The sequence below is a fragment of the Streptomyces sp. TP-A0356 genome, from assembly GCF_001417775.1.
Lineage (GTDB): Bacteria > Actinomycetota > Actinomycetes > Streptomycetales > Streptomycetaceae > Streptomyces.
Genome location: NZ_BBZJ01000022.1, coordinates 53,896 through 73,192 on the forward strand (window position 1 = coordinate 53,896; position 19,297 = coordinate 73,192).

The window sequence follows — 19,297 nt, forward strand, 5'->3', positions numbered from 1 at the left end:
TACACCGTGCGGCTCACGCCTTGTGGCGATCTCTGCGATTGCCGATGGCCATGGAGGCCAGGACGAACAGTACGGCGACGATGAACATGGCCGTGCCGATGACATTGATCTGGACGGGGGTGCCGCGCTGCGCCGAACCCCAGACGAACATGGGGAAGGTGACGGTCGAGCCCGCGTTGAAATTGGTGATGATGAAATCGTCGAAGGAGAGCGCGAAGGCGAGCAGCGCGCCCGCGGCGATTCCGGGTGCCGCGATCGGCAGGGTGACCCGTACGAAGGTCTGGAACGGGCCGGCGTAAAGGTCCTGCGCGGCCTGCTCCAGCCTCGGGTCCATCGACATCACACGCGCCTTGACGGCCGTCACGACGAAGCTGAGGCAGAACATGATGTGGGCGATGAGGATCGTCCAGAAGCCCAGCTGGGCGCCCATGTTGAGGAACAGGGTGAGCAGCGAGGCCGCCATGACGACCTCGGGCATCGCCATGGGCAGGAAGATCAGCGAGTTCACGGCGCCCCGCGCGCGGAAGCGGTAGCGCACCAGCGCGAAGGCGATCATCGTGCCGAGAGCGGTGGCGCCGATCGTCGCCCAGACCGCGATCTGGAGGCTGATGGAGAGCGAACCGCACATGTCGGCGACACCGCACGGCTGCTTCCAGGCGTCCAGCGAGAACTGCTGCCACTCGTAATTGAAGCGCCCCTTCGGCTTGTTGAAGGAGAACACCGTGACGATCACGTTCGGCAGCAGAAGATATCCGAGCGTCAGCAGTCCCGCGATGACGACGAGATGGCGCTTGAGCCAGTTGACGAAGGCCATTTAAACCAGATCCTCCGTGCCGGACTTGCGGATGTAGAGCGTGACCATGATGAGGATCGCGGCCATCAGGATGAAGGAGAGTGCCGCCGCCGTCGGATAGTCGAGGATCCGCAGGAACTGCGTCTGGATGACGTTGCCGACCATGCGGGTGTCGGTGGAGCCGAGCAGATCGGCGTTGACGTAGTCACCGGCGGCCGGGATGAAGGTCAGCAGGGTGCCGGAGACCACGCCCGGCATCGACAGCGGGAAGGTGACCTTCCGGAAGGTCGTCATGGGCTTGGCGTACAGGTCGCCCGCCGCCTCGTGGAGCCGTGGGTCGATGCGCTCCAGCGAGGTGTACAGCGGCAGGATCATGAACGGCAGGAAGTTGTACGTCAGTCCGCACACCACCGCGAGCGGTGTGGCCAGGACGCGGTCGCCGGCGGTCCAGCCGAGCCAGTTGGTGACGTCCAGGACGTGCAGCGTGCCCAGGGCACCGACCACCGGGCCGTTGTCGGCGAGGATCGTCTTCCAGGCCAGCGTACGGATCAGGAAGCTGGTGAAGAACGGCGCGATCACCAGGATCATGATGAGGTTCCGCCAGCGGCCCGCGCGGAACGCGATCAGATACGCGAGCGGATAGCCGAGGACCAGGCACAGCAGCGTCGCGGCGGCCGCGTAGAGGACCGACCGCAGGAACTGCGGCCAGTACTGGGACAGCGCGTCCCAGTAGGTCGCGAAGTGCCAGGTGACCTTGTAGCCCTGCTCCAGGGAGCCCGTCTGCACGGACGTGGAGGCCTGGTAGATCATCGGCAGCGCGAAGAAGACGATCAGCCAGAGGATGCCGGGCAGCAGCAGCCAGTACGGCGTCCAGCGGCCCCGCTTGCGCGGGGGCTTGGTGTCCGGGGCCGGCGCCAGGGGTGGCGCCTCGGTGACGGCGGCCATCAGGCGGCGACCCCTTCTTCCGGCTCCACGCTCTCCACGCCGGCGTCGATGTCCTGCGCCGCGTCCAGGCCGAAGGTGTGGGCCGGGTTCCAGTGCAGGACCACCTCGGTGCCGGGGACGAGCCGGGTGTCGCGGTCGATGTTCTGCGCGTAGACCTCGAACTCGGGGCAGACAGGGCTGTCGATGACGTACTGCGTGGAGACGCCGATGAAGCTGGAGTCGGCGATCACGCCCGTGATGCGGTTGCGGCCCTCCGGTATCTCACCCGCGTCGTCGGCGTGCGTGAGGGAGATCTTCTCCGGGCGGACGCCGACCAGCACCTTGCCGCCCGCCGTGGCCGGGGCGGAACATCGCGCCTCGGGAAGGGTGAGCTTGGCGCCGCCCGCCCTGAGGACGATCTCGTCGCCGCTCGTGGAGTCGACCTCGGCCTCGATCAGGTTCGACGTGCCGAGGAAGTTGGCCACGAACGTCGTCCGCGGGTTCTCGTACAGATCGGTGGGCGAGCCGAGTTGCTCGACGCGGCCCGCGTTCATCACGGCGACCGTGTCGGCCATCGTCATGGCCTCCTCCTGGTCGTGCGTGACATGGATGAAGGTGATGCCGACCTCGGTCTGGATCCGCTTGAGCTCCAGCTGCATCTGACGGCGCAGCTTGAGGTCGAGGGCGCCGAGCGGCTCGTCGAGGAGGAGCACCTTGGGGTGGTTGATCAGCGCGCGGGCCACGGCGACGCGCTGCTGCTGACCGCCGGAGAGCTGGTGCGGCTTCTTGCGCGCCTGCTCGCCCAGCTGCACCAGGTCGAGCATCTCCTCGACCTGCTTCTTCACCGACTTGACACCGCGGCGGCGCAGCCCGAAGGCGACGTTCTCGAAGATGTCGAGGTGCGGGAAGAGGGCGTAGGACTGGAACACCGTGTTCACCGGCCGTTTGTACGGGGGCAGGTGCGTCACGTCCTGGTCGCCGAGGCGGACGGTACCGGAGGAAGGTTCCTCCAGACCGGCGATCATGCGCAGGGTGGTGGTCTTGCCGCAGCCGGAGGCACCGAGGAGGGCGAAGAAGGAGCCCTGCGGCACGGTCAGGTCGAGCGGATGTACGGCGGTGAAGGAGCCGTAGGTCTTGCTGATCCCGGAGAGGCGGACGTCGCCGCTGTTGTCTGTCGTCATCTTCGTCACGCCCCTGTGAGCTTCGCGAACTTCTCTTCGTAGGCCGCGTCTTCCTTCTCGCTCAGCGCGCGGAAGGAGTGGGTCCTGGCTGCCATGGCCTTGGTGGGAACGATCAACGGATTGTCCGCCGCCGCCTTGTCGATCTTCGCCAGCTCTTCCTGCCCTCCGTTGACGGGACAGACGTAGTTGATGTACGCGGAGAGCTCGGCGGCCGGCTTCGGCTCGTAGTAGAAGTCGATGAGCCGCTCCGCGTTGGCCTTGTGGCGCGCCTTGTTGGGGATGAGCATGTTGTCCGTGGACGTCATGTAGCCGGCTTCCGGGATGACGTAGTCGATGTCGGGGTTGTCCGCCTTGAGCTGGACGACGTCGCCGCCCCAGGCGACGCAGGCGGCCAGGTCGCCCTTGGAGAGGTCGGACGTGTAGTCGTTGCCGGTGAAGCGGCGGATCTGCCCCTTGTCGACGGCCTTCTGGAGGCGGGCGATCACCGCGTCGAAGTCGTCACCGGTGAACTTGGCCGGGTCCTTGCCCATGTCGAGCAGCGTCATGCCGATGCTGTCGCGCATCTCCGACAGGAAGCCGACACGGCCCTTGAGCCCGGGGTTGTCGAGCAGATCGGAGATCGACTTCACCTCGATGCCGTTCAGCGCCTTCTTGTTGTAGGCGATGACGGTCGAGACACCCTGCCACGGGTACGAGTAGGCCCGCCCCGGGTCCCAGTCCGGGGCGCGGAACTGGTCGGACAGGTTGGCGAAGGCGTGCGGCAGGTTCGCCGGGTCCAGCTTCTGCGCCCATCCCAGGCGGATCACCCGCGCGGCCAGCCAGTCGGTGAGGACGATGATGTCCCGGCCGGTGTCCTGACCCGCCGCGAGCTGCGGCTTGACCTTGCCGAAGAACTCGTTGTTGTCGTTGATGTCCTCGGTGTACTTGACCTGGATACCCGTCTGCCGGGCGAACTCGTCGAGCGTCGGGTGACGCTTGCCGCTCTTGTCGGCGTCGATGTACTGGGGCCAGTTGGAGAAGTTGACGACCTTCTCCTGCGCCGAGTGGTCCTGGCTGGACGTGCCGCCCTGTGTCTTGCCCGCCGCGGGGATCCCGCAGGCGCTCAGCGCCCCGAGTCCGCCCGCCGCGAGCACGCCGCCCGCGGAGGCGCGCAGCAGCGACCGGCGGCTGAGGGAGGCGCTGCCGTTGCGGAAGCTGCGCCGCATGGCGGCCACTTGGGCCGGGGTCAGGCGGTCGGGCTCGTACTGCTCCATGCGCGTGGTGCCCTTTCGGGAGGGGGGTGCGGCCGGGGGTGGGGCGGCCTGTCTGCTAGCGGTCCCCGAAGATCGTGCGGTGCCAGTCCTTACGGGCCACCGCAGTGTTATCGAACATGACATGTTTGATCTGTGTGTACTCCTCGAACGAGTACGCTGACATGTCCTTACCGAAGCCGGAGGCCCGGTAGCCGCCGTGGGGCATCTCGCTGATGATCGGGATGTGGTCGTTGACCCATACACAGCCCGCCTTGATCTCACGGGTCGCACGGTTCGCCCGGTAGACGTCGCGGCTCCAGGCGGAGGCGGCGAGGCCGTAGGGGGTGTCGTTGGCCAGCCGGATCCCCTCGTCGTCGCCGTCGAAGGGCAGGACGACGAGCACGGGCCCGAAGATCTCGGACTGGACGATCTCGCTGTCCTGGGGCGCGTCGGCGACAAGGGTGGGCCGATAGTACGCGCCGGGCTTGAGATCCCCCTCCGGAGCCTCGCCTCCGGTGACCACGCGCGCGTAGGCACGCGCCCGGTCGACGAAGCCGGCCACGCGGTCGCGTTGGACGTGCGAGATCAGCGGGCCCAGATCGGTGCCGGGGGCGAAGGGGTCGCCCAGCCGGACGGTCTCCATCAGGGCGGCGGTCCGCGCGACGAACTCCTCGTAGAGCGGCCGCTGCACGTACGCGCGCGTGGCGGCCGTGCAGTCCTGTCCGGTGTTGATGAGCGCGCCCGCGACCGCGCCGTGGACGGCGGCCTCCAGATCGGCGTCGTCGAAGACGACGAAGGGTGCCTTGCCGCCGAGCTCCAGGTGAAGACGCTTCACGGTGGCGGTGGCGATCTCCGCGACCCGCTTGCCGACGCCGGTGGAACCGGTGAACGAGGTCATGGCCACGTCGGGATGGCCGACGAGGTGCTCGCCCGCCTCCTTGCCGGTCCCGGTGACGATGTTGATCACGCCGTCCGGGATGCCCGCCTCGGTGGCGGCCCGGGCGAACAGGAGCGAGGTCAGCGGGGTGAGCTCGGCGGGCTTGAGGACGACGGTGTTGCCCGCGGCGATCGCCGGGAGGATCTTCCAGGCGGCCATCTGGAGTGGGTAGTTCCAGGGCGCGACGGAGCCGACGACACCGATGGGTTCGCGGCGGACGTAGGAGGTGTGGTCGCCGGAGTACTCGCCCGCGGACTGCCCCTGCAGATGCCGGGCGGCACCGGCGAAGAAGGCGGTGTTGTCGATCGTGCCGGGCACGTCGAACTCCCGCGTCAGCTTGAGGGGCTTGCCGCACTGGAGGGATTCGAAGCGGGCGAGTTCCTCGGCCTGGTCGGCGAGGACGGCGGCGAAGCGGTGCAGCGCGTCGGAGCGCTCGCCCGGCGTGGCGGCGGACCAGCCGGGGAAGGCGGCACGGGCGGCGGCCACGGCGCGGTCCACGTCCTCGGCACCGGCCAGTTCGTACGTGTACACCTCCGCGCCGGTAGAGGGGTCGACGACCGCGTGGATACGGCCCGACGTGCCCTTGGCCGCTCTTCCCCCTATGTACTGCGCACCGTCCGCGAGGCGTTCCCGTACGTCGTACTGCGTCCGGATGCGGGTGCCGGCGTCGTCGGCGTTGCCCGGATTCTGCATGTCGCTCTCCTCCGCCGCCGGGCCACGTCCGCCGCGGGTCTGGCGTAGCTCCAGCTCGATTTGAGTGCCGATCCTGACAGAGCCAATGGACTCCAACAAGTGATTCCGTTGTTGCCTTTTGGTTACGCGACGGAATCTGTCGGACCAGGTGTCGAGTCCTCCTGCCCAGGGGCGGACGGAGTGTCAGTGGCGCGTGCCAGACTCGCCTGCATGGGGAAGATCGGTTCTTGGGAAGCCCTGGTCAGGGAGGTCCACGCGGGGACGAGGATCAAGTACCTGCACTTCTGGGGCCATCGTCCGCGCCCGGACGGACAGATCGGGGCGAGCTGTCTGAGCCAGTGGTGGCCGTCGCCGTTCACCGTGGACGGCGTGGAGTACGCGACGGCGGAGCACTGGATGATGGCGTCGAAGGCGCGGCTCTTCGGCGACGCGCAGGCGGAGCGCAGGGCCGTCGAGGCATCGAGCCCGGCTCTCGCCAAGAAGGCGGGGCGGCTGGTGCGGGACTTCGACGAGGGCACATGGGAGCGCGAGCGCTTCGGGATCGTGGTCGAGGGCAGCGTCCACAAATTCGCCGCGCACGCCGATCTGCGTGCGTTCCTGCTGGCCACGGGGGACCGTGTGCTCGTCGAGGCGAGCCCGGTGGACCGGGTGTGGGGCATAGGCCTCGCGGCGGACGACGAGCGGGCGGCGGATCCCGAGCGGTGGCGGGGCCCGAATCTACTGGGGTTCGCGCTGATGGAGGCGCGCGAGCGCTTGGGCGCGTTGCGGGGGTGAGCGCGTGCGGGGACGACCGAGAGCCGGGATGACCGAGAGCCGAGACGAGCACATCCGGGGTTGACCGCGTGACGGGGACGAACGCGTGACGGGGACGAGCGCATGACGGGGACGACGTCGTCGCGGAGCCGCGGCGGTCGGGTGGTGGTGCCCTCGGCGCCGGGCGCCGAGGGCTGTCGCGTCAGTCGTGGAACAGCACGGGTGCCGAGGCCCCCAGCGCGTTGCCGACGTAGGGCGACGAGGAGTGCGACTTGTCCTCGTTGATCGCGGCCGTGATCACGATGATCAGCAGGGCGATCACGGCGATACCGAGGACGATCCCGATGATGCCGAGGACGAACCCCGCCTGGGCCTGCCCGCGGTTGTCCGCCTCCCCCTGGTCGGCCCGCTTGCGGCCCTTGATCCCGAAGATCACCGCGAGGATGCCCAGAACCAGGGAGAAGACGCCGTACAGACAGAACAGGCAGACCGAGAGGATGCCGAGCACCAAGGCGGCGACCCCCAGCCCGTTGCGCGGGGGCATCGGCATACCGGGCCAGCCGTAACCGGCGTAGCCGGGTGGCACGGGGTAGCCGTAGCCGCCCGGTGCAGCGTACGCGGACGCCCCGGGGTCCGCGGGCGCGGCCGGCGGTGGCGGCAGGGGGAAGCCCTGATAGCTCGGGAGCGGTGTGCCCACCGGTGCGCCCGCCTGCGCGGGTCCGGCGGCCGCCTGGCCGGGCCCGGACACGGGGTAGGACCCGCCCGCCGGTCCCGACGCCGGCGGAGGGAACGACGCGCCCGCCACCGGCATCGTGCCGCCCATCGTGAGTTGGTCGTGCAACGACGCCGGCGGCTGGCCCGTCCCGGGCTTGTCCATCGGCACCTTCTGCTCCGGCGGCGCCCACGGGTTGTCCCCACCCGCCGCCGCGCCCTGTCCCGGATGTGCTTCGTCGCTCACGACCGCCCCCCTAGTTGCTTCGCCCCGCCATGCTACGACCGGCCCATCGGCGGCACTCCGGCCGCCCCGTCACCGAAGCAGCCTGGCCGCCGCCGAGCGCGGAGCGGCCGGTCCGGCGGCCAGGGTATGTCCCCGGCCGAGGAGCGCATCAGTCTCCGGCCATCCCCACCGCCGACGCCGGGCGGCGGCACTAGGATCATCCCCGAGTCACCGATCAGCCGATCACCGCGTCCCGCCCGGGCCTGGCGCCGGGACGCCGTTCCCGGGGAGCAACCCTTGACCGACCACCGCGAGACCCCTGCCGTGCGCGATCTGCATGCCTTCATAGCCGGACTGCCCAAGGCCGAACTGCATGTGCACCACGTCGGCTCGGCCTCCCCCCGTATCGTCTCGGAACTGGCCGCCCGTCACCCCGACTCCAAGGTGCCCACCGACCCCGAGGCCCTGGTCGACTACTTCACGTTCACGGACTTCGCCCACTTCGTCGAGGTGTATCTGTCCGTCGTCGACCTCATCCGGACCCCCGAGGACGTACGGCTGCTGACGTACGAGATCGCCCGCGACATGGCCCGGCAGCAGGTCCGCTACGCCGAGTTGACCATCACTCCCTTCTCGTCCACCCGCCGCGGCATCGACGAGCGCGCGTTCATGGACGCGATCGAGGACGCCCGCAAGGCGGCGGAGGCCGAGTTCGGGACCGTGCTGCGCTGGTGCTTCGACATCCCCGGAGAAGCGGGCCTCGAATCCGCGGAGGAGACGGCGCGGCTCGCCACCGACGACCGGCTGCGCCCCGAGGGGCTCGTCTCGTTCGGGCTCGGCGGGCCCGAGATCGGCGTACCGCGACCGCAGTTCAAGCCCTACTTCGACCGGGCCATAGCGGCCGGCCTCAGGTCCGTGCCGCACGCCGGTGAGACGACCGGACCCGAGACGGTCTGGGACGCCCTCAACGAGCTGCGGGCCGAGCGCATCGGGCACGGCACCAGTTCCGCCCGGGACCCGAAGCTGCTCGCGCACCTCGCCGAGCGCCGCATCCCCCTGGAGGTCTGCCCGACCTCCAACATCGCCACCCGCGCGGTGCGCACACTGGACGAGCACCCCATCAAGGAGTTCGTGCGCGCCGGTGTCCTCGTCACGATCAACTCGGACGACCCGCCGATGTTCGGCACCGACCTCAACAACGAGTACGCGGTCGCCGCACGGCTGCTGGACCTCGACGAGCGGGGCCTCGCGGACCTGGCCAAGAACGCGGTCGAGGCGTCCTTCCTCGACGACGCGGGCAAGGCGAGGCTGGCCGCCGAGATCGACGCCTACACCTCGGCATGGTCGGCGTCCTGACCGCCCACCACAATGGGCCCATGCGTACCGTGACTGCCGTGGCCCATCGCGGCGACCCCTACCGCCACCGCGAGAACACGATCGACTCACTGCGTTCCGCGCTCCAACTCGGCGCGGACGCGGTCGAGATCGACGTACGGCTGACCCGGGACGGCGTTCCCGTGCTGCTGCACGACGAGACACTGAAACGGCTGTGGGAGCGGGACCGGCCCCTCACCTCGCTCTCCTCGGCCGAGGTGCAAGGGCTGACGGCGGGCGGGGTGCCGACGCTGGCGGAGGCCCTGGCGGCGACCGACGGGAGCCGGGTGCTGATCGACCTGCCGGGCGGGCCCCCGGCGCGCGCCGTGCGCAGGATCGTGGACGTCGTCCGGGCGTGCGGGGCCGAGGAGCGGGTGTACTACTGCGCGGGCGCGCAGACCATGCTGGCGGTCCGGGCCGCCGCCCCCTCCGCGGAGATCGCCCTGACCTGGACGACCCTGGCCCCACCGCGGCCCGCTCTGCTCGACGCGGTGCGTCCGCGCTGGCTCAACTACCGCTTCGGCCTGGTCGACCGGGACCTCGCGGCCCGGGTGCACCGAGGCGGTCATCTGCTGTCGGTGTGGACCCCCGACACTCGCCGCTCGATGCGGCGCCTCCTCGGCATGGGTGTGGACTCGATCACCACGAACCGCATAGACGCGCTGTGCGCGATGCGCGGGCAGTGAAACGGCGGACGGTCCCGGTGGGCCCCGAGTCCGCGGTGGACCCGCTCCTTCGCGGGCACGGCGGTCAAGCCACGTTGACCAGCGGTACGTCGTCCACCCCGGAGCAGTACGCCCAGCCACGGATGTGCCGGGCCGGCCGCTTGCGCCACACGGAACCGGGCCGTCCGTCCCAGCGGGCGGTGACCGGCTCCAGCTCGGGGCAGGAGCCCTCCAGCGCCCGTACGATGCCGCGCGCCACCTCCAGCCGCGCCTTCATCCGCTGCACCCGGACGGCGGCGTGCTGCCGGGTGACGCCGAGCGCGGCCGCGAGTTCACGGCGGGTCAGCTCTCCGGCGACCTCGAGCCACCACAGCGACAGCAGTTGCCGGTCCTCGTCGTCGAGCCACCGCACCGCCTTCGCGACCTCACGCCGCTGTCCCTCCAACTGGAGCCTCAGCACGGTGAGTTCGACGAAGTCGGCGGCCCGGTCGCCCGCGTCAGCGGGTAGCGGCTCGGGCCTGCGGCGGCGCGCACGGTCCCGTATCTGCCGCATGGCGATGGCGACCAGCCAGGAGCGGAAGCTGTCCGGATCGCGCAGCGTGCCCAGGTTGTCCACGGCCCGCAGCATCGTCTCCTGTACGACGTCGTCGACGTCCGCGTGGCCGCCCAGCGCACGGCCGACGATGTTGTAGACCAGCGGCAGCCAGCCCGCGACCAGCTCGTCCAGCGCCTGCCGGTCGCCCGCCTGCGCCGCCGCGACGGTCGAGCGCCACTGCCGGGTGTCCACGTGCGTCCTCTCCACCCTCGTCGTACCGCCCTGCGACGTAGCGTCTCAGCCGTGGCTGTGACGTACGGGGCGGCACTGAGGGAGACGGAGACCCGGATGGCGGGATAACAGTTTTGCGGGCAGGCGTCCGTCCCCCGCCCCCCGCCTCCCGCCCGCCACGGGACGAGGTGATCTGGGCCGGGACGGGCTCACGGCCCTGTCACGCCATGGTGCTGGACCAGGGGTCTGCGCTCACCGGCCCCGCTCGGGGCGTTCGATGCGTTCCACCAGCGCGGCCGCCATCGACTTGATGGTCTCAAGTCCTTGGTGACCCCAGGGATGCGGATCCTGGTCCACGACACAGATCGTGCCCAGCACCATGCCCGTGTGGTCGATCAGCGGGGCCCCCAGGTAGGAGTGGATCCCGATGGCGTCGACGACGTGGTTCCCGGCGAAGCGCGGAAAGTCGCGGACGTCGTCCAGCACCAGGGCCTTGCGCCGCCTCACCACGTGGGGGCAGAAGCCGATGTCGAGGTCGCGGGGCATCACCCGGCCAGGCACGGGGTCAGCCAGCAGCGGGGACTCCAGTTCCACGGTCACGTCCGAGGCCGCGCTGTACAGGCCCGCGAAGTACTGGCGGTTCTCGTCGATGAAGAAGTTGACCCCCGCGTAGCACCCACCGGTGCGCTGCGCCAGTTCGCGTGCGAAGTCGTCGAACTCCGGAACCGGCTTGTCCTCGATCCCCAGTTCCCGGAGCCGCCGCGCCCGCGCCGGTGCCTCAGGGTCCTGCGGCGGGAGAAGAAGATGACGCACGGCGATCCCGGTCTCCGCTCCGAAGGGAGTCTTGGACACCATCCCTGCCATGGGAACTCCTTGAAGTGATCAGATGCTGCACGAGTGAAAGTAGAACCCGGATGCCCGAGCTGGAGAGGCGGGCGTCACACAGGGCCACCGGCACCTCGGGCTTGAGGTCCAGCGCCGCCCGCACCTCGTCCGGCTCGTAGTGGTGCGCCCCGTCGAACTCGTTGACCGCGACGATGAAGCTGATGCCCCGTGCTTCGAAGAAGTCGACCGCCGCGAAACAGTGGTCAAGCCGACGGGTGTCGGCGAGTACGACGGCACCGAGCGCACCGGCTGACAGCTCGTCCCACATGAACCAGAAGCGCTCCTGACCGGGCGTGCCGAACAGATAGAGCACGTGGTGGGGGTCGATGGTGATCCGGCCGAAGTCCATGGCCACCGTGGTGGTGACCTTGCTCTCCACCCCGTCCAGCCGGTCCGTGGCAGCACTGACCTCGGTCAGCAGTTCCTCCGTGCTCAGCGGCTCGATCTCGCTGACCGCTCCCACGAAGGTGGTCTTGCCCACCCCGAAACCGCCGGCGACCAGAATTTTGATCCCCATCGGAAGGGAGTCGGCGCCGGGTGCCTCAGAGTCGCTTGAGGAGCCCATCCCGCAACGCCTCCAATAGATCCAGATCAGGGGCAGCACATGACCCCTGCACTGCCAGGTTGAAGGGCCGTGTGACGACGGCGCCACGCTCGACCAGGTCGGACAGCAACACCTTGATCACCGTTGCGGGCATGCGGGTGAGCCCCGCGATCTCGGCCACCGTGACCGGCGTCCGGCACAGCTGCAGCACATGGCTGTGATCCAGTCCGAGGTTGCCCGGAAGCCTGGTACCGGTGGCCACCACCATGGTCATCAGGTCGAAGTGGCACGTGGGTTTGGTGCGTCCCTCGCTGACGGTGTACGGCCGGACCATCCGTCCGACGGCGTCGTCGAGCAGCGGCCTGTCCGGGTCACCCGGGTCGTCCGGCATCCGTCACTGCCCCACCGACTGACGTGGAGCGGCCCCGAGATGACGGCGGACGCTCTTGACCATCATGGTCATCTCGTAGCCCAGCACCGCCACATCCGCGTCGCGCCCGGCGAGTACCGCCAGCAGGGCACCCTGCCCGGCAGCGGAGACGAAGAGCAGCGAGTTGCTGAGTTCGGTCACGATCTGCTGCACTTCACCGCCGTCGTCGAATCGCTTGCCGGCACTGCGGGCCAGCGAGTACAGCCCGCTGGACAGGGCCGCCAGATGATCCGCCGCGTCTCGCTCCAGGCCGTCCGAGGCCATCACCAGACCGTCCGACGACAACAGCAGTCCGCTGCGCGTATGCGGTACGCGCTGCACAAGACCGCTCAACAGCCAAGAAAGATCTTCGCTCACCACGATCGTGCACTTCTCCTCAATGACGTGAACTGCTACGGCGTTTCCGACGGATCTCCGTCCCACGGAGACCGCCGGAAGGGCCCTAGGGGGCCGGGTCCGGTCGGGTATGCCCGCCGACGGACGTGGTGGTGTCGGTTTCCCTGGAATCCTCGGCTTCCTCGGACCTCTCGGCCCGGCGGACGCCGGTCTGGAAGGCGGCCATCAGGCCTGGATCGTGCTCGGCTTCCTCCACCACCACGTCCGTCTGGTCGGCCTCTCGCAATTCGGGGGCCAGGTGTTCCTGACGGCGCCGCTTGGGCAGCGACGGGCGGCCGTCTCCCGGCGTGGAGGGCGCGGTGGGGGCCAGCGGCGGTTCGGCCACCGGCGCGGGTGCCGAGGTGCTGGCGACGGGGATCTCCCGGGCCCGTGCCCGCTCTGCCGAGTCCTCCGCATGTCCATGAGTGGGTGGTGGTGTTCGAGGAGCTGGGGATGCGATGTCCGACGGTTGCTGCTGCTCCGTCACTTCCTGCTGGCGGCCCAGCAGTTCGTGCGGCAGCACGACGACCGCCTGGGTACCGCCGTACACGTTGTTCTGGAGCCGTACGGCGATGCCGTGCCGCCGCGCGAGCGCGGAGACCACGTACAGGCCGATCCGGCCGTCCTTGAGCAGCTCACCCAGAACGACCCCGTCCGGCGAGCCGAGCAGGGAGTTCATCTGGTTCCGCTCGGCGGACGTCATACCCAGGCCGCGGTCCTCGACCTCGATCGCCAGCCCAGCGGTGACGTGTTCGGCACGCAGCAGCACCTCCGTGTGGGGGGGCGAGAACACCGTGGCGTTCTCGACCAGCTCCGCCAGCAGGTGGACCACATCGACGACCGCGTGCCCGCTGACCGTCCCCTCCACCGGGGGAACCATCTTGACCCGCGCATACTGCTCGATCTCGGCGGCCGCGGAGCGCATCACGTCGCTCATGCTGACCGGTTGGGTCCACAGGCGGTGCGAGACCGCGCCACCGAGTACGGCGAGGTTCTCGGCGTATCGCCGGATACGGGTGGCCAGGTGGTCCACCCGGAACAGGCCCTTGAGCAGGTCCGGGTTCTCGACCTCGTTCTCCAGGTCGTCCAGCAGCCCGATCTCGCGGTGCACCAGCGATTCGAGCCTCCGGGCCATGTTGGCGAAGACCTCGAAGTGCTCGCCGCCGCGCGGCTGTTCCGCCGGCCCCTGAGCTGTCTCCTGGGCGGTGTGCCAGGCGGACGCGATCTCATCCCCCAGCCGGTCGAGCGCGTCGCCCGCCTGGTCCGGCAGCGGGCTGCCCCGACCGCGCCGACGCTCCATCAGCTCCTGGCTGCGTTCGAGCTGCAGCCGCAGCTGCGCCAGTTCGGCCTGGCCGCGGACCGCGAAGCTGCTCACCTCGGTATAGCGGCGTCCAAGGGCCCGCGCCTTCCTGGCGGCGAAGAGCCCCGCGCCCGTGAGGATCCCGCCGACGACGAGCAGCGTGCCCGTGAGCAGTCCCCAGAAGGCGCCCTTGTCGGCGTGACTCCCGCCCGCGGTGGACAGGAGGGCGCAGGCAGCGGCTCCGGTGACGGCCACCAGCCCGGCAGGCAGCACCGCCACAAGCACCATGTGGCGCTCGATCGCCCTGCCGCGCCCGAACGGATCGGCGTCCGGGACATGCCACGCCGGAGCGTCGATCGCCATCGTCTCCTGGGGGGTATGAGCGGGCAGCATGGAAGGTTCCTGCATCACAGTCCCTGGTTGCAAATCGGCCAGCGGGCCAAAAGTGTGCGGTGCACGTTACAGGTAACTGCCCGCCGCGTCACGACCAGTTACCTAGTGGGTAATGATTTATCAGATGGCGCGATCCCGGGCCGCCCCAGGAGCCCTGACCCACGTGCCGGTTCCGTGCCGGTTCCGTGCAGGAACGGACGGCCGGCCGGGCCCCGTGTTCATCTCAGCGGGCCCCTCCCCGTACTGCACGTCCGTCGCCTCGAAGACTCCTCTCGCCGCAACGCCCGTGGAGGTGGAGCATGGAGATGACCGACGAAGGAGGCCCCCATGAAATCCGGAGCCTCGGATTACGACACGTGGTACTCGGGTACGCCGTCGCAGGCCGAAGGAGAGCGCGACGAGGCGAGCGAGTGCACGGCGATGGAACAGCACCCCGACGTCCCCAGGACCGAGCCGTCCCAGGCGGAGGGCGAGCGGAGCGACGACCTGTAGACCTGCAGAGGAGTACGGAGCCGGGCCCGGCAACGAGGACCGGCTCCTTGTGACGCCCGGCGCCGCGGCGTCCGGCTGCTTCCCGGGCCTGCCCGGTCCGCCTGGCCGATCGCAGGTCCGGCTGGAACGGCGGGGTTCCCGTACGGGGGTCCGGCTGGAAGGGCGGGGTTCCCGTACGGGGGTCCGGCTGGAGCGGCGAGCCCCGGCGGACGACGCGGGGCCGAGGTGCGGGCCTAGACTCGAAGACGTGGCCCGGCCCGGGTCCGGGCCGGCCGGCCGGAGGGCGGTGGCCTTGGGTGTCGTATGTCGCTGTGAGTGCGCTGAGCCATCCCGGGCTGCTGCGGGACAAGAACGAGGACAGCCTCGCGGTGGGGCCCTGGACGCTGTGCGCGACCGTCACCGAGAATCCGCAGACACTGGTGTTCCCGCTGGGCACGCCGCTGGTCGTGGCCGTGGCCGACGGGCTCGGCGGGCACCCCGGCGGTGAGGTGGCCAGTGCGCTGGTCGTGCGGCGGCTCGCGTCCGTCGGGCCCGCGCTGAGCAGTGAGGGCGCCGTCCGGGAGGCTGTCGAGTCCTGCAACCGCGCCGTGTACGCCGCCGCCGAGGCCAAGGGCGACGACGACGGTGGCGCGGTCATGATGATGGGCACCACGCTCGCGGGAGTCGTCGTACTGCCCGAGTCGCTGCTGGTGTTCAACGTGGGCGACAGCCGGGTCTTCGCCGTGCCCCGGGAGGGGCCCCGGCAGCTGAGCGTGGACGACAGCCCGCCGCTGGAGCCGGGGCAGCGCACCACCTCGCTGGTGACGCAGTCTCTCGGCGGCACCCCGCAGTACCGCGCCGTCGTCCCTCATGTGACGACCGAGCCGTTGTCGCCCGGCGACCGCTACCTCGTCTGCACCGACGGCCTCACCGATCCCGTACCGGACGACGCCGTAGCCGGTGTGCTGCGGGACCACGACGACGGCCGGGCCGCGTTCGAGCTGTGGAGGGCGGCCATCGCCGAGGGCGGCCCCGACAACATCACTCTCGCCCTCGTACGCGTCGCCGAGACCTGAGCAGCGCAGCCGCCTACGGCGGGGTGGGGCTCGAGGGTGTGCGGACGGCGCTGCTGCGCCCCGCCGACGGCTCGACGCGTGCGGAGGTGGGTGTCGCCGTCGGCCGGGGGGTGGGGGTCGCCCGGACGCCCGGGACGCCGGTGGTGTCGGTCCCGGGCCGCCCGGTGGGGCGCCGGCTGGCGGGCCCGGACGGAGCCGGGGTGGGGGACGCCGACGGGGTGGGCGACACCGACGGCGTGGGGGGCACCGTATGACCGCTCGTGGGCGGCGGTGCGAGAGGGACCACCGGGCGCGCGGGTGCCTCGGGTGTCGCCGGGTGGAGCGGCAGCGCGACGAGGACGGCGACGGCGCAGGACAGGCCGACCCCGGCCGCGGCGCGGAGCGCCCGGCGGCGGGCCGCGGCGCGGCGGATCGCCTCGTATCGGCCGGGGGGCGGCCCGAGGTGGTCGGAGGGGGGCCGCAGGATCACCGCGAGGGGGTCGTCGGGTTGGTACTCCGGACCGTCGTCAAGGCGTGTGGTCAAGGCTTCTCCTCAGGTGGACGCGGAGCAGTTCCCGGGCCGCGTGGAGGTCGGCCTTGACGGTTCCTTCCTTGCGCCCGGTCAGCACGGACACCTCCCGGATCGGCATGTCAGCGTAGTAGTGCAGCAGGATCGGGACGCGCAGTCGTTCCGGCAGCGACTGTACGAGCAGGCGTACCGTCGGGTCGGCCTGTTCGGTGGGGGGCCGGACGGCGGCTTCCGAGGTGGCACGGCGCACGGCCCTGCGCTCGCGCTCCAACTTGCGCCAGTGGTCCCGGACGAGGTTGGCCGCGGTGACGTAGAGGAAGCCGCGGGGCTCGTCCACGGACGTCCAGCGGGCCCATAGCCGGGTGAACGCCTCCGAGGCGACCTCGTGCGCCGTCTCGTCGTCGTCGACGAGACGGCGGCACCAGCCGGCGAGGCGCGGGTAGAGGGCGGCGAACAGCTCGGACGCTGCCGTGTCGCGGGACCGTTTCAACGCTCTCCATGGTCGTGAGGGCACCTGTGGGGAAGGATCCCGGACCGTCGGCGTACGTTCCGTGGGCCCGGGATCCATGAGCTCGGCTCAGGGGTTGGTGGAGCTCAGTGCGGCGAAGACGATCACGTTGTCGAGGTACCCGTGGCCGGTACGGGGCCCGCCGCACGTGATGAGCCGCAGTTCGGGACGGTTTACGTCCCCGTAGACGTCGTCCACCGGGAAGTTCGCCTTGGCGACCGTCCGTACGGCCCTGACGGCGAACACGGCCGCCGTGCCGTTCTCCAGGCGCGCCACGATCCGGTCGCCCCGGTGCAGCCGCGCGAGGTGACGGAAGACCCCGTCCCCGTAGGCGCCGACCGTGGCGTGACCGAGGATGACCGACGGGCCGACCTGACCCGGTGTGGGCGAATGCCCGTACCAGCCCGCCGGGTCGTGTGCCGTCACCGGGGGCACCTGCACAGTGCCGTCCGGCGCCAACCCCAGCCGGATGACCGGGGTGTCGACCCCGACGGCCGGGATCTGCAGCCTGACCGGCACCGAACGCCCCAGAGCGTGCGTCGCGTTCACGGAGGCCGACGAAGGCGGTGGCGTACTCCCGGAGTGTGCGGTCGTCGTGGTCTGCCGGGGCCCGTGGCCGGCGCAGCCCACGAGCAGCGAGGCCACCGCCGCGGTGGCGAACGCGCGCCTGGAGAGCGGGATCATGCCCCGGTCGCCCGCCGGCGACGTACGACGAAGACCGCCGCCCCGCCCGCGACAAGCACCGCGGCAGCTCCCCCGCCGATCAGCGCGCCCTCGGACCCCGACCCCGAGGACGCGGCCGTCACTCCTGTGTCGGGCGCGCCCGTCGGCACGACGGAGACCTGGCTCCGGCCCTGGCTCGGTTCGGCACTCCGCGCTCGGGTGGGTGTGGCGCTCGGCACCCGGGTGGGTTCGGCGCTCGGCGCCCGGGTGGGTTCGGCGCTGGGAGCCGGGGCGGTGGTCCTGGCGACGGTCGGGACCGGGCTCGCCCCGTGGGCGAACGCGGGCACGGTGCTCGCCAGCACGGCGGTGCACGTGAGTGCCATGGCACTGAGGACAGTTCGGCGCATCGGATCGCTCTCTTTCATCGGTCCGCCCGGTACCCGCCGGGCTGAGTTACGGATCGAGCGGAGAGACGAGGCAACGGCGGGGCAGGTTGTAAAGAGATGGCAAAGCCGCGGGAGGTCGGCGACCGTCGTGCGGACCACTCGGCCGGCGCATGACGCCCGAGCGATTCGAGAAGTCCTCGCGCGCAGTGATGGATTCAGTGGCGTTCCGGTCACGGGTCGGGACCCGGACCGGGCCGGGCGACGACCGGCACAGGAAGATCCCCGCCGGGATCCGGCGGGGATCTTCCTGCTCCGCCTTGCCGATGAACCGTCAGGGACGTCGCCGTCGTTGCGGCGCCCGTCGGGCGATCCGGCCGTCGGGCGAACCGGCCGTCAGGCGATCCGGCCGTCAGGCGAACCAGATGATGCTGGCGCCGCCGGCCAGCAGGCAGTACACGGCGAACGGGGTGAGGGTGCGGGTGGTGAAGTACCGCGACAGGAAACGCACGGCGGTGTACGAGGCGATGACGGCGGTGAAGAAGCCGACGACCAACTGACCGTGGATGTGTGCGCCCGCGGGCCCGGCCAGGCTGGGCAGCTTGAGCAGACCCGCCGCGAGGATCACGGGGGTCGCCAGGAGGAAGGAGAACTTGGCGGCGTCCTCGTGGTCCAGGCCACGCAGCAGCCCGCCGACCATGGTGATGCCCGACCGGCTGATCCCGGCCAGCAGGGCCAGGGTCTGGAAGAGGCCGATGACGCCCGCCTCGCGGTAGCTCAAGGTCTCCAGCCGCCGCTCTCCGGATTCCGTGGTGATGTCGGCTTCGAGGGCGGCGCCGGGGCCCGCGCTCACCGCTGCGGCGCGCGCCGCGGTCTGCCGGGCTTCGGAGCCGCGGCGCAGTCGCTCGCCGAGCAGCAGGATCAGGCCGTTGATCGTGAGGAACACCGCGGCCGCCAGCGGCTTGGCGAACAGAGTGCGGAACGTGTGCTCCAGAGCCAGTCCGGTGATACCGACCGGGATGGTGGCCACGATCAGCAGCCACGCGAGGCGCTCCGTGGAAGTGGTGACCTGGCGGGTGCGCACGGTGGTGACGAAGGCGCGGATGATGCCGACCCAGTCCTTGCGGTAGAAGAACAGCAGGGACGCGGCGGTCGCCACGTGCAGGGCGACGATGAAGGCCAGGTATGGGGAGCCTTCCGAGTTGCCGCTGGCGTTCTCGGTGACCAGATGGTGCCAGGAGCCACCGATCCAGGCGGGCACCAGCACGGAATGGCCGAGGCTGGAGACCGGAAAGAGCTCGGTCACGCCTTGCAGGGCGCCGATGACGACGGCCTGGAGATAGGACAGTTCGGTCACGGGGACTCCTCGTCGGGCATCGAGGGGACGCTGACGGGCCACGGCAGAGCGCACCCGGTAGCGGGTAACTTTTACACGCGCGTAAAAGTCATGGGCGAATGTAGAAGACGACGGAAGGGACCGCAAGCCGTGCAGGTGAGTACGGCGAG

The 19,297-nt window shown here is 70.3% G+C and carries 20 protein-coding genes and 2 pseudogenes; 5 read left to right on the forward strand and 17 right to left on the reverse strand.

Annotated features, from left to right (window positions below):
• Positions 1-13 precede the first annotated feature (13 nt).
• From ASC56_RS23125 to ASC56_RS23145, 5 genes are read right to left on the reverse strand one after another with little or no spacing between them, the layout of a single operon-like run.
• Positions 14-814 (reverse strand): ABC transporter permease, encoded by an 801-nt coding sequence (locus tag ASC56_RS23125; RefSeq protein WP_055493436.1) that lies wholly within the window; start codon positions 812-814, stop codon positions 14-16.
• Positions 815-1,738, reverse strand: a complete 924-nt coding sequence (locus tag ASC56_RS23130; RefSeq protein ID WP_055493437.1) for an ABC transporter permease — start codon at positions 1,736-1,738, stop codon at positions 815-817.
• A complete protein-coding gene (locus ASC56_RS23135; RefSeq protein WP_055493636.1) occupies positions 1,738-2,898 on the reverse strand; it encodes an ABC transporter ATP-binding protein in 1,161 nt (386 codons plus the stop codon). The genes ASC56_RS23130 and ASC56_RS23135 overlap by 1 nt, the downstream gene beginning before the upstream one ends.
• Before the next feature lie 5 nt (positions 2,899-2,903).
• Entirely contained in the window at positions 2,904-4,151 is a 1,248-nt protein-coding gene (locus tag ASC56_RS23140; RefSeq protein ID WP_055493438.1) for a spermidine/putrescine ABC transporter substrate-binding protein, read from the reverse strand.
• A 55-nt stretch (positions 4,152-4,206) separates the two neighbouring features.
• Positions 4,207-5,760 (reverse strand): gamma-aminobutyraldehyde dehydrogenase, encoded by a 1,554-nt coding sequence (locus ASC56_RS23145; protein ID WP_055493439.1) that lies wholly within the window; start codon positions 5,758-5,760, stop codon positions 4,207-4,209.
• Between the two features lie 210 nt (positions 5,761-5,970).
• Here ASC56_RS23145 and ASC56_RS23150 point away from each other — a divergent pair, with 210 nt between their 5' ends.
• On the forward strand, positions 5,971-6,534 hold the full coding sequence (locus tag ASC56_RS23150) for an NADAR family protein (RefSeq protein ID WP_199836051.1): 564 nt from the start codon (positions 5,971-5,973) through the stop codon (positions 6,532-6,534).
• A gap of 181 nt (positions 6,535-6,715) precedes the next feature.
• Here the strand turns inward: ASC56_RS23150 and ASC56_RS23155 are convergent, their stop codons facing one another.
• Complete coding sequence (locus ASC56_RS23155; protein WP_055493441.1) at positions 6,716-7,471, reverse strand: DUF4190 domain-containing protein; 756 nt, start codon at positions 7,469-7,471, stop codon at positions 6,716-6,718.
• Positions 7,472-7,713: 242 nt separating this feature from the next.
• Here ASC56_RS23155 and ASC56_RS23160 point away from each other — a divergent pair.
• Together ASC56_RS23160 and ASC56_RS23165 are read left to right on the forward strand one after the other, a co-directional pair.
• Positions 7,714-8,806: pseudogene (locus tag ASC56_RS23160) on the forward strand (adenosine deaminase).
• 20 nt (positions 8,807-8,826) lie between these two features.
• A complete protein-coding gene (locus ASC56_RS23165; protein WP_055493637.1) occupies positions 8,827-9,510 on the forward strand; it encodes a glycerophosphodiester phosphodiesterase in 684 nt (227 codons plus the stop codon).
• 97 nt (positions 9,511-9,607) lie between these two features.
• On the opposite strand, the pseudogene ASC56_RS23170 reads toward ASC56_RS23165, so the two are convergent.
• From ASC56_RS23170 to ASC56_RS23195, 6 genes and pseudogenes are all read right to left on the reverse strand, one after another.
• Positions 9,608-10,276: pseudogene (locus ASC56_RS23170) on the reverse strand (RNA polymerase sigma factor); the annotation flags it as partial.
• Positions 10,277-10,507: 231 nt separating this feature from the next.
• Entirely contained in the window at positions 10,508-11,110 is a 603-nt protein-coding gene (locus ASC56_RS23175) for a GAF domain-containing protein (protein ID WP_055493443.1), read from the reverse strand.
• Positions 11,034-11,705, reverse strand: coding sequence for an ATP/GTP-binding protein (locus ASC56_RS23180; protein ID WP_079102667.1), 672 nt, complete (start codon positions 11,703-11,705; stop codon positions 11,034-11,036). The genes ASC56_RS23175 and ASC56_RS23180 overlap by 77 nt, the downstream gene beginning before the upstream one ends.
• On the reverse strand, positions 11,683-12,075 hold the full coding sequence (locus ASC56_RS23185) for a DUF742 domain-containing protein (protein WP_055493444.1): 393 nt from the start codon (positions 12,073-12,075) through the stop codon (positions 11,683-11,685). Before ASC56_RS23185 ends, ASC56_RS23180 begins: the two co-directional genes overlap by 23 nt.
• Positions 12,076-12,078: 3 nt before the next feature.
• On the reverse strand, positions 12,079-12,474 hold the full coding sequence (locus tag ASC56_RS23190; protein WP_079102668.1) for a roadblock/LC7 domain-containing protein: 396 nt from the start codon (positions 12,472-12,474) through the stop codon (positions 12,079-12,081).
• A gap of 82 nt (positions 12,475-12,556) precedes the next feature.
• Complete coding sequence (locus tag ASC56_RS23195) at positions 12,557-14,182, reverse strand: ATP-binding protein (RefSeq protein ID WP_063784997.1); 1,626 nt, start codon at positions 14,180-14,182, stop codon at positions 12,557-12,559.
• A 327-nt stretch (positions 14,183-14,509) separates the two neighbouring features.
• Here ASC56_RS23195 and ASC56_RS41265 point away from each other — a divergent pair, with 327 nt between their 5' ends.
• Positions 14,510-14,674, forward strand: coding sequence for a hypothetical protein (locus ASC56_RS41265; RefSeq protein WP_199836052.1), 165 nt, complete (start codon positions 14,510-14,512; stop codon positions 14,672-14,674).
• Between the two features lie 296 nt (positions 14,675-14,970).
• A complete protein-coding gene (locus ASC56_RS23200) occupies positions 14,971-15,729 on the forward strand; it encodes a PP2C family serine/threonine-protein phosphatase (RefSeq protein WP_055493445.1) in 759 nt (252 codons plus the stop codon).
• Positions 15,730-15,742: 13 nt separating this feature from the next.
• Here ASC56_RS23200 and ASC56_RS38320 read toward each other — a convergent pair whose 3' ends face one another.
• The 5 genes from ASC56_RS38320 to ASC56_RS23225 form a co-directional block, all read right to left on the reverse strand.
• The gene (locus ASC56_RS38320) at positions 15,743-16,252 is read right to left on the reverse strand and encodes a hypothetical protein (protein WP_079102669.1); all 510 of its coding nucleotides are present in this window, start codon (positions 16,250-16,252) and stop codon (positions 15,743-15,745) included.
• On the reverse strand, positions 16,236-16,727 hold the full coding sequence (locus tag ASC56_RS23210) for an RNA polymerase sigma factor (RefSeq protein WP_055493447.1): 492 nt from the start codon (positions 16,725-16,727) through the stop codon (positions 16,236-16,238). Before ASC56_RS23210 ends, ASC56_RS38320 begins: the two co-directional genes overlap by 17 nt.
• An 87-nt stretch (positions 16,728-16,814) precedes the next feature.
• The gene (locus ASC56_RS23215; protein WP_055493448.1) at positions 16,815-17,429 is read right to left on the reverse strand and encodes a class F sortase; all 615 of its coding nucleotides are present in this window, start codon (positions 17,427-17,429) and stop codon (positions 16,815-16,817) included.
• Positions 17,426-17,815 carry a hypothetical protein gene (locus ASC56_RS23220; RefSeq protein WP_055493449.1) on the reverse strand — a complete coding sequence of 130 codons (390 nt, stop codon included), beginning with the start codon at positions 17,813-17,815 and terminating at the stop codon, positions 17,426-17,428. The genes ASC56_RS23215 and ASC56_RS23220 overlap by 4 nt, the downstream gene beginning before the upstream one ends.
• A 388-nt stretch (positions 17,816-18,203) precedes the next feature.
• On the reverse strand, positions 18,204-19,148 hold the full coding sequence (locus tag ASC56_RS23225; protein ID WP_055493450.1) for an undecaprenyl-diphosphate phosphatase: 945 nt from the start codon (positions 19,146-19,148) through the stop codon (positions 18,204-18,206).
• Positions 19,149-19,297 lie beyond the last annotated feature (149 nt).

Coding starts and splice junctions, on each gene's coding strand:
- ASC56_RS23220 (WP_055493449.1), bottom strand. CDS start 17,815: ATGCGCCGAACTGTCCTCAGTGCCATGGCACTCACGTGCACCGCCGTG.
- ASC56_RS41265 (WP_199836052.1), top strand. CDS start 14,510: ATGAAATCCGGAGCCTCGGATTACGACACGTGGTACTCGGGTACGCCG.
- ASC56_RS23180 (WP_079102667.1), bottom strand. CDS start 11,705: ATGGGCTCCTCAAGCGACTCTGAGGCACCCGGCGCCGACTCCCTTCCG.
- ASC56_RS23195 (WP_063784997.1), bottom strand. CDS start 14,182: ATGCTGCCCGCTCATACCCCCCAGGAGACGATGGCGATCGACGCTCCG.
- ASC56_RS23165 (WP_055493637.1), top strand. CDS start 8,827: ATGCGTACCGTGACTGCCGTGGCCCATCGCGGCGACCCCTACCGCCAC.
- ASC56_RS23185 (WP_055493444.1), bottom strand. CDS start 12,075: ATGCCGGACGACCCGGGTGACCCGGACAGGCCGCTGCTCGACGACGCC.
- ASC56_RS23175 (WP_055493443.1), bottom strand. CDS start 11,110: ATGGTGTCCAAGACTCCCTTCGGAGCGGAGACCGGGATCGCCGTGCGT.
- ASC56_RS23140 (WP_055493438.1), bottom strand. CDS start 4,151: ATGGAGCAGTACGAGCCCGACCGCCTGACCCCGGCCCAAGTGGCCGCC.
- ASC56_RS23215 (WP_055493448.1), bottom strand. CDS start 17,429: ATGATCCCGCTCTCCAGGCGCGCGTTCGCCACCGCGGCGGTGGCCTCG.
- ASC56_RS23125 (WP_055493436.1), bottom strand. CDS start 814: ATGGCCTTCGTCAACTGGCTCAAGCGCCATCTCGTCGTCATCGCGGGA.
- ASC56_RS23145 (WP_055493439.1), bottom strand. CDS start 5,760: ATGCAGAATCCGGGCAACGCCGACGACGCCGGCACCCGCATCCGGACG.
- ASC56_RS23130 (WP_055493437.1), bottom strand. CDS start 1,738: ATGGCCGCCGTCACCGAGGCGCCACCCCTGGCGCCGGCCCCGGACACC.
- ASC56_RS23150 (WP_199836051.1), top strand. CDS start 5,971: ATGGGGAAGATCGGTTCTTGGGAAGCCCTGGTCAGGGAGGTCCACGCG.
- ASC56_RS23135 (WP_055493636.1), bottom strand. CDS start 2,898: ATGACGACAGACAACAGCGGCGACGTCCGCCTCTCCGGGATCAGCAAG.